The organism is Winogradskyella ouciana, assembly GCF_965284585.1.
In the GTDB taxonomy this organism is placed as follows: Bacteria; Bacteroidota; Bacteroidia; order Flavobacteriales; family Flavobacteriaceae; genus Winogradskyella; species Winogradskyella ouciana.
Map to the genome: position 1 here is coordinate 2,954,588 of NZ_OZ260095.1, position 13,172 is coordinate 2,967,759.

At 34.2% G+C, this 13,172-nt stretch carries 13 protein-coding genes; 4 read left to right on the forward strand and 9 right to left on the reverse strand.

Annotation, left to right across the window (positions count from 1 at the left end; translation table 11 throughout):
- Positions 1–91 precede the first annotated feature (91 nt).
- From ACQ65V_RS13170 to ACQ65V_RS13205, 8 genes are all read right to left on the reverse strand, one after another.
- Positions 92–889: a DUF6090 family protein gene (locus ACQ65V_RS13170; RefSeq protein ID WP_430468262.1), complete on the reverse strand. Its 798-nt coding sequence runs from the start codon at positions 887–889 to the stop codon at positions 92–94.
- A gap of 241 nt (positions 890–1,130) precedes the next feature.
- Positions 1,131–1,580, reverse strand: coding sequence for a hypothetical protein (locus ACQ65V_RS13175; RefSeq protein ID WP_430468263.1), 450 nt, complete (start codon positions 1,578–1,580; stop codon positions 1,131–1,133).
- A 219-nt stretch (positions 1,581–1,799) separates the two neighbouring features.
- Positions 1,800–2,291 carry a DUF3592 domain-containing protein gene (locus ACQ65V_RS13180; protein ID WP_430468264.1) on the reverse strand — a complete coding sequence of 164 codons (492 nt, stop codon included), beginning with the start codon at positions 2,289–2,291 and terminating at the stop codon, positions 1,800–1,802.
- Positions 2,292–2,467: 176 nt separating this feature from the next.
- On the reverse strand, positions 2,468–3,205 hold the full coding sequence (locus tag ACQ65V_RS13185) for a hypothetical protein (RefSeq protein WP_430468265.1): 738 nt from the start codon (positions 3,203–3,205) through the stop codon (positions 2,468–2,470).
- 226 nt (positions 3,206–3,431) lie between these two features.
- Positions 3,432–4,007 carry a helix-turn-helix domain-containing protein gene (locus tag ACQ65V_RS13190; protein WP_430468266.1) on the reverse strand — a complete coding sequence of 192 codons (576 nt, stop codon included), beginning with the start codon at positions 4,005–4,007 and terminating at the stop codon, positions 3,432–3,434.
- Entirely contained in the window at positions 4,000–4,485 is a 486-nt protein-coding gene (locus ACQ65V_RS13195; protein WP_430468267.1) for a hypothetical protein, read from the reverse strand. The genes ACQ65V_RS13190 and ACQ65V_RS13195 overlap by 8 nt, the downstream gene beginning before the upstream one ends.
- Positions 4,486–4,761: 276 nt before the next feature.
- The gene (locus tag ACQ65V_RS13200; protein WP_430468268.1) at positions 4,762–5,574 is read right to left on the reverse strand and encodes a TolB family protein; all 813 of its coding nucleotides are present in this window, start codon (positions 5,572–5,574) and stop codon (positions 4,762–4,764) included.
- Between the two features lie 240 nt (positions 5,575–5,814).
- Positions 5,815–6,528 carry a DUF6090 family protein gene (locus tag ACQ65V_RS13205; RefSeq protein WP_430468269.1) on the reverse strand — a complete coding sequence of 238 codons (714 nt, stop codon included), beginning with the start codon at positions 6,526–6,528 and terminating at the stop codon, positions 5,815–5,817.
- Positions 6,529–6,818: 290 nt separating this feature from the next.
- Between ACQ65V_RS13205 and ACQ65V_RS13210 the strand changes: the two genes are divergently transcribed.
- From ACQ65V_RS13210 to ACQ65V_RS13220, 3 genes are all read left to right on the forward strand, one after another.
- Positions 6,819–7,589: a TIGR02757 family protein gene (locus ACQ65V_RS13210; RefSeq protein ID WP_430468270.1), complete on the forward strand. Its 771-nt coding sequence runs from the start codon at positions 6,819–6,821 to the stop codon at positions 7,587–7,589.
- Between the two features lie 134 nt (positions 7,590–7,723).
- Positions 7,724–9,211 (forward strand): S10 family peptidase, encoded by a 1,488-nt coding sequence (locus ACQ65V_RS13215; RefSeq protein WP_430468271.1) that lies wholly within the window; start codon positions 7,724–7,726, stop codon positions 9,209–9,211.
- Positions 9,212–9,424: 213 nt separating this feature from the next.
- A complete protein-coding gene (locus ACQ65V_RS13220) occupies positions 9,425–9,763 on the forward strand; it encodes a GIY-YIG nuclease family protein (RefSeq protein ID WP_430468272.1) in 339 nt (112 codons plus the stop codon).
- 366 nt (positions 9,764–10,129) lie between these two features.
- On the opposite strand, the gene ACQ65V_RS13225 is transcribed toward ACQ65V_RS13220, so the two are convergent.
- On the reverse strand, positions 10,130–12,022 hold the full coding sequence (locus ACQ65V_RS13225; RefSeq protein WP_430468273.1) for a peptidase M61: 1,893 nt from the start codon (positions 12,020–12,022) through the stop codon (positions 10,130–10,132).
- 85 nt (positions 12,023–12,107) lie between these two features.
- Between ACQ65V_RS13225 and ACQ65V_RS13230 the strand changes: the two genes are divergently transcribed.
- On the forward strand, positions 12,108–13,115 hold the full coding sequence (locus ACQ65V_RS13230; RefSeq protein WP_430468274.1) for a glycosyltransferase family 2 protein: 1,008 nt from the start codon (positions 12,108–12,110) through the stop codon (positions 13,113–13,115).
- The last annotated feature ends 57 nt before the right edge of the window (positions 13,116–13,172 follow it).

A 13,172-nucleotide genomic window follows, 5' to 3' on the forward strand; every position in this document is an offset into this window, starting at 1 on the left:
GAATCCGCCGACCGAGCGAAGCGACCGATGAACACTTTAGCCATGATACTATTTCGTGCATTAATTGCCGTTATACATTGTTGTGCTTTCGTTATTTTTTAATTTCTTTATTTAATAAATCAATTATTAATTCAATTCTTTTTTTCAAAGCCAATGCCTGCATATTCGTCGAATTACTTTGAGCAATGGCATTAGCCATCATAGATTCCAGTTGCGAATTTTGCAATATTTCTTCCGAACTTGGTGTGTTCTTGGATTTCCCGACAAATAATCTTCCATCTATATCATTACTTTTTTCTACGAGATAAATCGGTGTTCCACTGGATTCGTACGATGAGTGTACCATATCTCTAAAAATTCCGAGACTTATTTGATAAGGAATATTCAAATCTGTTTTTAGAATTTGCCATTGAAGTTCCATCTCTTGTAAAGAAAGTATATCAGAAGTCCAGCTTGATAACAATTTACGTAAGGGTTTATTCTGTATCAATCTAATTTTACCCGACGTGATAAGGTCATTTTGAATGGGGTCAAAAGTAGGGTCTAATCCCAGGTATCTTATTTTATGAATTAGTGTATCTCTATTAATATCAAATTCCGAGTTATCTATATAGCGAAGCACATCATTAGAATTTTGTATAATTGAATTTCGCATATCAATTTTTTGCTGAAGTTGGGAAAGATTTAGAACGTATTCTTCTTTCAAATCCTTAAGAATTTCTTGTTCCAGTATCCTGTTCTTTCTGTTCTCATTCCAATTATTGATTGATAACGCTATCAAAATTCCAATAACCACAAGTACAATTTCTCCAATGGCATAAATCAGATATTTGCTGAGTTTATTTTCAGATAGTAGTTTTTGTCTAATTTTCCTAAAAAATTTAATCATTGGTTATCGGTTTCTGATAATAAAGCAAAACGGTCTCGTATAACCGTCCGTTACGGGATTAAAGTTAATAATTTTCGGTTAAGCACCGACGTTAGCAATTCCAAGTGGATTCGCTTAAGCCTACCCTGAGCGCAGTCAAAGGGTAGCCGAATCCGACGACCGAGCGAAGCGACCGATGAACACTTTAGTCATCATACTATTATGTGAATAAATTGCGGTTATACTTTGTTGTACAACGTTTTTATTTCCAAAACTCCCAAAACTTCTTGTTGTTACGAGAGTTCCATTTTTCAAATCTTTGGTCTAATTTTTCTTTAATCAGAGCGTAATTTTGTCGATTGTCTTTAACCTCATAAATACTATCCAATTCGTTCGCTAAAACCTTGGCATAATCACCAAAATATTTGTCAGTTGCGTAGTAACTTTCGGTAAACCTGAGTCCGATTTCATTTAATTCTTGATTCCAAAATTTTCCGTCACAATAGTCAAATAAAAAGTCTCGACCTGTTATTTCTCCTGATTTTACTTTTTCAATTGCGTCTTTTGATTCGGTCAGATGAAATTCACTAATTAGATTATTGTCAATTATCCAATTCAGATACATTCCAATATGAGTTCCACTATTTTCTTCGGGAAGATTATCGGGAAAATCATTTCCATAATGCCAATCTGCTCTATCAATACTTGCCATTAGGTTTTTTTAAATGTTGTACAACGGGTTTTGTGTATAGCTTTCGTTGCGTGTTTCAGTAACTAATTTAACAAATACAAACCGAATAGAAAATCCGTCAGGATTTTCGTAAGTATGCGAGTACTAGCAATGAACTATACACGTCATAAGTTTACAATTGATTAAATTAGCTTAAAATTGCTTGTTTTTTAACTCAGTTCTTTGTTAGCAACAGTTATTTTAAAAATCAATTTGTATAATTTCCAAAAGGCTTAAAGTTCCAACTGTCAAAAAAACTACTCCAACTAAAATAATTAAAATCAGACTGAAATAATTAAAATCCCGTTCAGTTCCGATAACAAACTTTTCAGGATTCTCTTTGTCATACAATACAGAAACAGATTCATCAATTTTATTCTTATAAGTTCTAATTTTACTCAAATCAGTTGACGCATAATAATATGGTTTTTTCTTGATTTGATTCCCTTTTTTGGTTTCAAATTCAATCGTTGGGGTTTTATGTCCGTCTTCGTCAGATTCATAGGATAGTATTTTTCCATTGCTTTCAATTCCGTTTTTTTGAATATCAACTATAAAAATCCAAGATTTTATTCCGATTAAAGTTGCCAAAGAACCAAGAATTAAAAAACAAATTACAGGCTTGTAAAACATAAAAAAGACAAAGAGAATAAATATCGGTATTGCGTATTCTTTTTTGTTTAATAATTCCATTTTTATTCTTGTTCGTAAAGTTTGTCGTTAATTGTTACCAACGTCTTTGTATATAGTTTTGTTGCGTGTTTAAGTACTAAAGTTAGCAAATAAATCACAGATAATTAGTCTGCGAGGACTTTCGTAAGTAAGCCACAACTAGCAATGAATTATACACGTTGGCGTAACCAATTATTTTATTCGTAAGCATAAATATTAATTGATTTACAATCATGTTCATTTCCGTAAATCATTAATGGTTTTTCAATTTCTATTCCGTCAAATGCTTTTATTCCGATTTCGTCAAAAGCCTTATTAAGTAATAAATAAGTTTTGAACTTTACACAATTTAGCAAACTTTGATATAGTTCAGTTTCGCATACTTGGTCGTAAATATCTAAATCCTCTAAAATTTCATTTATTAAAGACAATTCTCTCCATATTTTAGAATAATCCACTTTTCCAATTCCAGCATATAATTCTTCTTGAAAGTTAAATTCAAAATATTCAGGTTTTTTTAAAATCGGATAATCTCCTTTTCCAAAACCACAAAAATAGGCGCAAGGTTCATAATCATATTCTAAAAATATTATTTGATTTTTGTAACCTTTGTTTTCAGAGTCAATTTTGTTTTTCAATTCTGGAATAGAATTTAAAATATCAGTTTTAAATTCTGCAATGATTTCTTTTTCATCAAATTCCATTTTTTTTGCATTCTCAAAAGCTGAAATCAATTCAGTATTCTTTTTTGCTTTTTTGAAACTTTTAATTTCCTCGTTATCAAACAAATTTGTTAAAAATCCAAGATTTACATTGAATGATTTTGGGTTTTCATTTATTAGTTCATTGAACATTTTTTCAATCGAAGTGTTCTTAATTACTTCTAAATTAATGTTGAATAAATTCGTAAGATTCGATGTTATTTCTGCGTTCATTTTAATTGGTTACAACGGTTGGTATAACCGTCAGTCACGGGATTAAAGTTAATAATTTTCGGTTAAGCACCGACGTTAGCAATTCCAAGTGGATTCGCTTGAGCCTGCCCTTAGCGCAGTCAAAGGGTAGCCGAATCCGCCGACCGAGCGAAGCGACCGATGAACACTTTAGTCATGATACTATTTCGTGAATAAATTGTGGTTATACATTGTTGGCAACTGGCTCTTATCTTAAAAATTTAATTCTTGGAATATAGATTACATCTTTTTCATTACTAATTCTTAACGTATTTAGTAATATAAAAATCAGATTAATTAAATACATACCTCCAATAACAATGAAAATTATGCTAAGAGTAAGATTTTTTAAAATCCCGATTTTTGACGTGAGAAACAATACAATTGGAATAAAAAACAGAAGTAATGTCCAAGTTATTTCAAAATTGATTAGATCTTTACCTAATTTATTGATGTTTTTAATTTTACCTTTTCTTGATGTCCATAATATGAATGGCACTAAAATTCCTAGCAGAGGAAAGAACAGAAAAGTAAGGGCAGAAAGATTTAGAAACGTCAAATACCTTTTGTCTTCTTTTATAGACCAATCAATTAATTCATCTGGATTTACATTCAATGCATTCGATAATCGTTTAAGTGATTCACCAGTTGGATTTGTACCTCCATTTTCAATCCTTTGAATAGTTCTCAAACTTAGTCCTGATTCGTCGGCAAGAAACTCTTGCGACATCCCTTTTTGTTTTCTTAGTTCTTTTATTCTTAACCCTAAGCTATTCTTATTCATTTTCTAAATTGTTAGTTTTCTTTATTGCACCTTTTCTGTTACTCATTATAGCTATTGTTATTGACCCTAATATAAATCCAGGGATGATTTGAACCAGAGAACCATAACCTACCTGATTTAATAGAGCTTGTCCAAAATTTTTAAAATAAAATCCATAATGAGTGCCAATTTCCCATTTAGTGTCAATCCACCACAGTACCGCAACAGGAAATCTTGAAATCGGTGAATAAATCAGTAAACTCAATAATAGTAAAAGATAGGCATGTTTTTCATTATATAGCTTTATTCCCCAATAAATTGCAAACCCTAGTGTTAGCCAGAGCAAACCAACAATAAAAATTGCACGCTCTGGCAATTTGGCAAGTTCAAGGGAAAAGCGAATAGGAGTTAAAACAAATGCAATCAATATTGCCTTTTTGGCGAGGCCTAATGCACGAAGAATTATTGATTTCTGATTGATGTATAATTCTGTTTTCATTAATATAATTATGTTTATATGTCTGAAACAAAAGTAAAACAGAAGTATTGACATTGATGTCGTCATGCTTATGACATTATTACGTCATCTATGTTCAATGTAATAATAATCGATAAAACAGAGCTTATTTTCCAGCTTGCATACAACGGTATTTTATAACGCTTCGTTGCGTTGTATCAGATTTAAAATCACTTAAGAATTCAACATTTCTCGCCTCCGCGTATCATTCCGATGGAAACAAATCTAGCAATGAGCGTTATACGTTGTTGTAGCACGTTATTTGATTTTCAAAATTCGAGGGTCTCCATCAAATTCTTGATTATTAGTTAATCGGGTTTGGCTTTTAGTATCTAAATCATAAACATAGATTTCCCAATTGTCATCTTTGTTAGACCCATAGTATAATTTCTTCCCATTATTTGAAAAACGAGCGATGAGTTCCATTCCAGAGCTTTCCGATATATTTTTAATATCGCCACTTTTTAAGTCTTTCAAAACAATATCTTGGTTTCCTTTATTAAAACAGTCTGAACTATAAACTAAAAATTTTCTGTTTGGCGAGAGTTCACCTCGTTCATTGTTCGATTTGGAATCGGTTAACTGATGTGTTTTTTTAGAATCAACTTTGTATTCAAAAAGTTCATTGGTTCCCAAATGATTACTTGTAAACACTACACTTTTTCCATCATGACTCCAACTTGGATAATTAGCTACTCCATCCAAATTATCAGTTATGTTGATAGTTTCATTTGTTATTGAGTTCAATATAAAAATATCATTTTTGCAGGGGTATAATTCTAATTCGTACGAATAGAGAATATTTTTATCGTCTAATGCGCAGTTGGTTGGGTGTTTAATAATAGATTCTTTCTTTGTTTTTAGATTCAACTTTACTCTAAAAATAGAATCTTCAGTTTGTCTTAAGAAACTAATCTCATTTTTATTAATCCAAGTCGGTCCCCATTCTTCAAAATCGGTTTGAGTTAATGCTTTCTTGTTTTCTCCATCAATATCCATAATGAAAACATCCGAATTTCCGTTTCTACTTGATGAGAAAAGCAAGCTCTCCTTTTCTTGAGTGCAACTCAAGATAAGTAAGATTGAGAGTAATAAAAAGGTATTTTGTTTTATCATTGTTAATGTTGCTTGTAATGTGCTACAACGTGTTTCTATATGATTTCGTTGCTGTAAATCAGCTATAATTTTCCGCAGTAACCGAAAGATAGCAAATTGTATTGACACGAGTCACTTTTAGTGGCGAACTGGCGAAGCAATTCCGATAAGGAATTCAACCGCAATGAATTATAGCCGTTGTTGTGCTTTCGTTATTTAATATATTTTATCTGGATGTCGATCTTCAATTGATTTTATAATGTTATCTGCTTTAACTAATAAATCATTAAAAAATATCTTATTGTAGTGACAAGACCTATATATACCCAGAAGCAATTTGTGTACTTTTGGATTTTCTAAAACATCTTGTATGTAATTTTTAGTAGTAATATTTTTTGATTGATATGTCTTGGCGTCGAATAAATTGCCTGATGTCAAATTGATTATTCTTTTTTGCAAACGTACATCTTTAGGATACTCGTTGTAATTTTTAATACGAGAATCATAGCTATTATAAAATTGATTTAAATCATCAATCAAAGAATTGTCATTAATTAAAGTACTTTGTCCAGATGTTTTTAATTCTGAGAATGTATTTTGAGTTCTGTCCACAGTTAATGGCCATGAACTTCGTGACCAGTCATTTGAAAATGCAAGTGTATCTTTAATAAATTGATTCTGTGATTCAAATATTTTCAAAAGATTATCGACAGCATTTGATTGTTCATCTAACCTTTCGACAATCTCATTTAGGATAGTGATATCAGTTTTTAAGTCATTATAGACGAGTCTTATTAATTCTTTTCCTTTATTAACAGACTTTCTCTCTTCATTCCAGTTATTAATAGATAATGCAATTAAAATCCCAATAACCACAAGAACAATTTCTCCGATAGCATATTTAAAATACTTTCCAGTTTTGTTTTCCATAAGCAAGTTTTGGCGAATTTTTCTAAAGAATTTTATCATATTCTATTTCCCGAGAAAGCCGGGATCTTGTTGGTTGGTTTCTCTAAAGATATGATTTTTAATTTATTGGAATTACAAAATCTTGAAGCCAGACAATCTCGTACAACCCTTAGTGAAGGTTACTATGTATTAATTCTAAGTTAGACAGAGTCGTTAGCAGACTCGAGTAGAGTCACCCAATCCTAAGCCAATATCCACACATGGCAATTCAGCAATAAACCCTTAATTTTGCAACCAAACACTACACACTATTGAAACTCAAAAAAACAGAACTCAAAACCTTTTTAGATGAAAAGGTCAATCTATACAACAACCCAAAGTTTATTGAGAGCGACCCAATACAAGTGCCACATCAATTCTCAACAAAAGAGGATATTGAGATTGCAGGCTTTTTAACCGCAACCATCGCTTGGGGAAACCGCAAAAGCATTATCAACAATGCAAAGCGAATGATGGATTTATTGGACCACTCCCCTTTTGAGTTTATAACCCAGCACCAAGAATCAGACCTAGACCGCTTTGAGGGTTTTGTGCACAGAACCTTCAATAGCGAAGATGCAAAGCAATTTGTAAAAAGCCTACAACATATTTACAACAAACATGGTGGATTAGAAACTGTATTCTCAAAACACGCAGAAAAAGCATCCCTTCAACAGAGCATCCATCAATTTAAAAAGGTGTTCTTTGAGATACCACATCTAGAGCGCACCAAAAAACACGTCAGCGATCCGTTAAAAAACTCAGCAGCCAAACGCATTAACATGTACCTCCGCTGGATGGTAAGAAACGACAACGCTGGTGTGGACTTCGGCATTTGGAAAAGCCTCTCACCTACCCAACTCAGTTGCCCATTAGATGTGCATTCCGGTAACGTCGCCCGAAAATTGGGCCTACTAAAACGAAAGCAAAACGACGCCAAAGCCCTAGCAGAATTAGACACCAACTTAAGACAACTAGACCCAAACGATCCCGTAAAATACGATTTCGCCCTATTCGGATTAGGTGTTTTTGAGGGATTTTAATTTTAGTTGTTTATCTTTAATTTTTAAAAAATAGATTCTGAAACAAGTTCAGAATGACAAAATATAATAAGAGAAAAAATAACAGTTTGTCATGCTGAACTTGTTTCAGCATCTCAAAGAAACATTTTATTCACATGAAACTAAAACTATCGTTGTTCGCACTTATTTGCACGAGTCTTTTATTCTCCCAAGACCTAAAAATCCCTATTGACACAGCATACGTCACCACAAATTCCGTGACCATAAAAGGAAAGCAAGTCAACTACAGAGCAGAAACAGGCTTTCAACCCGTTTGGGATGATGAGGGCAAAATGATAGCATCGCTTTATTACACCTACTACAAACGCACCAATGATAGCAAGGACAACAAACGACCAATCATTTATTCTTTTAACGGTGGTCCAGGGTCAGCTTCGGTTTGGATGCACATCGCCTACACTGGCCCAAAAATCCTAAAAATTGATGATGAGGGTTATCCCATTCAGCCTTATGGAGTAAAGGACAATCCCAATTCCATATTAGATGTGGCAGATATTGTGTTTATCAATCCAGTGAATACAGGCTATTCACGTAAGGTAGCAGATAAAGAAGGAAAAATGCCAGACGATAAACTGTTCTTCGGCATTAATGCCGACATTAAATATTTAGCCAGTTGGATGAATACCTTTACCACACGACATAACCGTTGGGAATCGCCAAAGTATATCATAGGCGAAAGTTATGGTGGCACACGAGTGATGGGCTTATCCTTAGAACTACAGAATAGCCAATGGATGTATCTCAATGGCGTAATATTAGTATCACCTGCAGATTATAAAGTATTGCGTGTAGGTGGACCATTAGCTTCTAGCTTGAATTTACCTTACTACACAGCAGCTGCATGGTACCACAAGGCCTTATCTCCAGAACTTCAGAACAAAGACTTATTAGAAGTCTTACCAGAAGCTGAAGATTTTGCCATAAACACATTAATGCCAGCCATAGCCAAAGGTTGGTCATTGCCTGAAGCTGAAAAACAAGCCGTAGCCAAACAGATGAGTCAGTATTCTGGCCTATCGGAAAAAGTAATCTTACAACAAAATCTAGATGTACCTAACCGTTATTTCTGGAAAGAACTCCTAAGAGACAAAACCGGCGAAACCATAGGACGACTAGATTCAAGATACATTGGAATCGACAGGGTTGAAACAGGCACGAGTCCAGATTACAGTGCAGAGCTCACCTCATGGCTACATAGCTTTACACCAGCTATTAATTACTACATTCAGAATGAATTGAATTTTAAGACCGACGTAAAGTACAATGTCTTCGGAAATGTAGGTAACTGGGACAGAACCAATGATAACACCAGAGAAGATTTACGACAAGCCATGGCTCAGAATCCATACTTGAAGGTCTTAACGCAGTCTGGTTATTACGATGGAGCTACAACCTATTTTGCTGCCAAATACTCACAATGGCAAATAGATCCAAGCGGAAAGATGAAAGATCGTTTTTCATTTAAAGGCTACCGAAGTGGCCACATGATGTATCTACGTAACGAAGACTTAATACAAGCCAACGAAGATTTACGAGAGTTTATTAAAAACTCGGCATCAAACGGTAAATCTGCGAAGTATTGATTAGATTTTAGATTCTGAATTAAAAACAAACTTATATCCTTGGCATGCTGAACTTGTTTCAGCATCTAAAACTTTAAGCAGTACAGCACATCCTAGATTCTGAAATAAATTCAGAATGACAAATTAAGTGATTATTGAATAACGATAGAAATATAGAAACAAATACTAACCTTTGTCATGCTGAACTCGTTTCAGCATCTTAAATAAAGTAAAATGCCAAAACGCGCTTACCATAACTACTGGGTCTATATTGTTAACAACAAACCAAGAGGTGTTTTATATACAGGATTCACTGGAGGCATTGACGATAGAATGGAAAAACACAAGGATGGTATTGGGAGTTATTTTGCTTCTAAGTACAGACTAAAGCGCTTGGTCTATTTTGAAGAATATCAATATGTGGAAGATGCAATTAAAAGAGAAAAACAAATAAAGAATTGGAGACGTCAATGGAAGATTAACCTTATTGAAGAGTCAAATCCAAATTGGGATGACTTATGGAAAAATTTAGATTCTGAATCAAGTTCTGAACAACAAACCAAACCTGAGTGAATTGCATAATATGGCAATAATACCCAATTCTATTGTCATGCTGAACTCGTTTCAGCATCTTTAACCCTATCAGATTCTGAAATGAATTCAGAATGACAAATCAAGGTAGTATTGGATTACAGCAGAAATGTAGAAAGAAACATAAATCCTTGTCATGCTCAACTTGTTTCAGCATCTTTTACCATATCATATACAAGATTCTGAAATGAATTCAGAATGACAAACTGTGGGATTACTGAAAAACGACAAAAATGTAGTAACAAATATCAATCGTTGTCATGCTGAACTTGTTCCAGCATCTTACACAAAAAAAGGCTTCCTCCTAAGTTTCGGAAGAAGCCTTTATAATTAATTTCAATAATAAGTTTACCCTTTCAACCAAGCAGCCCTTAACGCCTTTTGCGCTTCAGTAGCATTTGGGTCTTCAACTAAGGATTCACTCTTTGCTGTAGCTTCAGTTAAAGTGCCTTTAAGTTCCATAGCTTCACCATTGCGCTCAATGTTTAAACTATACTCCTGCCCTACTTGCCATGCAAACATACCTCCAACTACTTGCTGTGCATTTTGCAAAGTTAAATCTGTACCATTCACCTTTTTTATAACATCACCTGCTTGAACTCCTTGGGATGCCCAAAATGAATTCTTTAATGCCATAGGCGAAAAGAAAATGGTTCCTTTGTCTGGGTCTGCATCAAAAATAATGTTCTGTCCACCTGCAAAGATGTAATTTGTTGGCACTTCAGTTTCACCCATAGTTAAACCTACCATTTCAAAAAACGCGTTATAGTTGATGGGTACATCTCCTTCAACATGTGTTTTTAAGAACTCACCAACACTTGGGTAAGTCATAGCTGTAATTTCATCTATAATCTTATCATCTTCAAATGGCTTTTCTTTACCATATTTAGCTGATAATTCCTTCATTAAAGACAACATACTTCTATTGCCATCACTTTCTTTACGCATTAATATGTCAATACACATACCGATTAAAGCACCCTTCATATAGACGTTGTAATAATTAGATGCATACGGCTCTTCCAATACGTTTTCACTCATAATTGTGAAACTCATGGCATCATCTAAATTCTTTGACGTGGCTATTTTAGACATTATAGTGTTATAGAAAGCACTAGGCTCAATCAACCCTTCATATACCTGAAAGTGCTGTGCGAAGTATTCCGTCACACCTTCGTACATCCAAAGATGCTTAGAGAACGTAGGCTGGTTATAATCAAAATAGTGTACATCTTCTGAATGTACCGATAATGGTGTTACAATATGAAAGAATTCATGCGCTACCACATCAATAATAGAAGCAGCCAAACCTTCTTTACTTGAAGATTCAGGTAAAACTACTACTGTAGACGTGTGATGCTCTAAAGCTCCCATACCTTTTGGCGCGGTTTCAGAACCGTCTGATAAGTATAAATAAATATCGTAACGTGCCGTACTGTTGACGTCTCCCAAATATTCTTTTTGGGCTTGCATCATTTTGTAAACCGTCTCTTTCTGGCTTGCAGCTGTATGTACATTATTTGGTGAATAGACGCTCAAAACAATCTTAATATCACCAACCATAAATTCTTCAACATCCAACTTACCATACATCATTGGGTTATCGGTAATATCAAAATAACGCTGTGCGAAGTAACTGCTTGTTATGGATTTTCCATCTGGGCTAGACTTCATACCTGTATTTTCTAAAGCTGAAGTTCTTACAAAAGTTGCTGGTGCCGTAACATCCAATGCATATTGGTTATTCTTTAGAGAATCGAAATATCCTATAAATCCATGAAGGTTTAATACATAATTGTCATCTTCGATATTAGTACCTGCAGGAGAAAATGGATTTTCACCTCCTATACCTCCACTCGATTCTATATCGAACGTATCATTAACATAATAGGTAAGCTTATCTAATTTAGTAGCGTCAGAAATGGTCCAAGTATTGGTATCTACTTTAGAAACTTCCAATTCATTGCCATCGTAATCCAATGCCTTAAGGTCATCGACATACTTTCCGAAATCACTAACAGAGTATGTTCCCTGAACAACTCTCGGTAATCTATAAGTTACCGTTTCCGCAGTAAAACGACCAGGATCAATGGTTACTGGCACCTTGTCATCTACTACTGCTGTTAAATCTAAAGCTGTTTCAATAGGATTGTTTACCGCTAAATCATCTACTTTTGGCTTTGCTGAACCACAGCCTACCAAAATTACGCTTAAGCCAAGTATGGCTATATAATTCTTCATGTTTATCTTATTATTTTTTTTACTAGACGCACAAATCTACAATCTGTTACTATTATAAACCTAAAGGTTTTGTTAAATTCGTGCCATGTCTAAACCGCTTGTAAGCATTTTAATCCCATTTAAGAATACGGAAGACTTTATTACTGAATGTTTAAAGTCCATCATAAATCAGTCTTACACAAACTGGGAGGCCATTTTTGTCAATGACCATTCTGAGGATTCCTCGCAACAAATTGTAAAAGAATTTTCTAACCAAGATTCCCGAATAAAGCTTTACAACAACAATGGTAATGGCATCATTGAAGCTTTAAGAACGGCTTTTAAGCATTCGTCAGGAAGTTATATCACCAGAATGGATAGCGATGATATTATGTCATCTGATCGTTTAGAAATCATGCTGAACAGTCTTTTAAAACATGGAAAGGCGCATCTTGCCGTCGGACAAGTGAAATACTTCAGGTCAGATGGTGTTAGCGATGGTTATGCACGCTACGAACGCTGGATTAATAAATTGACTGCAACAGGAAGCAATTATTCTGAAATCTATAAAGAATGTGTTATTCCGTCACCATGTTGGATGTTGCATCGTGATGATTTTATAGCTTGTGAAGGCTTTCAACCCAATCGCTATCCTGAAGATTATGATTTGGCTTTTCGGTTTTATAAAGCAGATTACACCTGTATTCCTTGTGATAAAGTCCTACTCCATTGGCGCGATTACAGTACACGTACATCGAGAACCCATGAACATTATGCCATTAATTACTTTTTGGATATTAAGGTGCATTATTTTTTAGAGTTGGATTACAACCCAAACCGACCCTTAACTATTTGGGGAGCTGGTAATAAAGGGAAGACCGTGGCGAAGCTTTTAATTGAAAAGAAAGTTCCGTTTTACTGGATATGCGATAACGAGAAAAAAATAGGCAAACATATTTACGATCAAGAGCTTTTTAATTTTGATTATTTATTGCAACTAAACCATCCTCAGAGTATTGTAACCGTTGCCAATGACCATGAACAGCAAGAGATTAGACAGTACTTCACTGATAATGGCATGAAATCTATGATTGATTATTTCTTTTTCTGTTAAAATTCTCAAAAGCGCAATACTGTTATCGTTTTGCATTTTCTATATTTGAGCTTTAGA

Bases quoted from the DNA above. Each gene is read 5' to 3' on its own strand.
- ACQ65V_RS13190 (WP_430468266.1), bottom strand. From the start codon at position 4,007: ATGAATAAGAATAGCTTAGGGTTAAGAATAAAAGAACTAAGAAAACAA.
- ACQ65V_RS13205 (WP_430468269.1), bottom strand. From the start codon at position 6,528: ATGGAAAACAAAACTGGAAAGTATTTTAAATATGCTATCGGAGAAATT.
- ACQ65V_RS13180 (WP_430468264.1), bottom strand. From the start codon at position 2,291: ATGGAATTATTAAACAAAAAAGAATACGCAATACCGATATTTATTCTC.
- ACQ65V_RS13175 (WP_430468263.1), bottom strand. From the start codon at position 1,580: ATGGCAAGTATTGATAGAGCAGATTGGCATTATGGAAATGATTTTCCC.
- ACQ65V_RS13185 (WP_430468265.1), bottom strand. From the start codon at position 3,205: ATGAACGCAGAAATAACATCGAATCTTACGAATTTATTCAACATTAAT.
- ACQ65V_RS13195 (WP_430468267.1), bottom strand. From the start codon at position 4,485: ATGAAAACAGAATTATACATCAATCAGAAATCAATAATTCTTCGTGCA.
- ACQ65V_RS13230 (WP_430468274.1), top strand. From the start codon at position 12,108: ATGTCTAAACCGCTTGTAAGCATTTTAATCCCATTTAAGAATACGGAA.
- ACQ65V_RS13220 (WP_430468272.1), top strand. From the start codon at position 9,425: ATGCCAAAACGCGCTTACCATAACTACTGGGTCTATATTGTTAACAAC.
- ACQ65V_RS13225 (WP_430468273.1), bottom strand. From the start codon at position 12,022: ATGAAGAATTATATAGCCATACTTGGCTTAAGCGTAATTTTGGTAGGC.
- ACQ65V_RS13215 (WP_430468271.1), top strand. From the start codon at position 7,724: ATGAAACTAAAACTATCGTTGTTCGCACTTATTTGCACGAGTCTTTTA.
- ACQ65V_RS13170 (WP_430468262.1), bottom strand. From the start codon at position 889: ATGATTAAATTTTTTAGGAAAATTAGACAAAAACTACTATCTGAAAAT.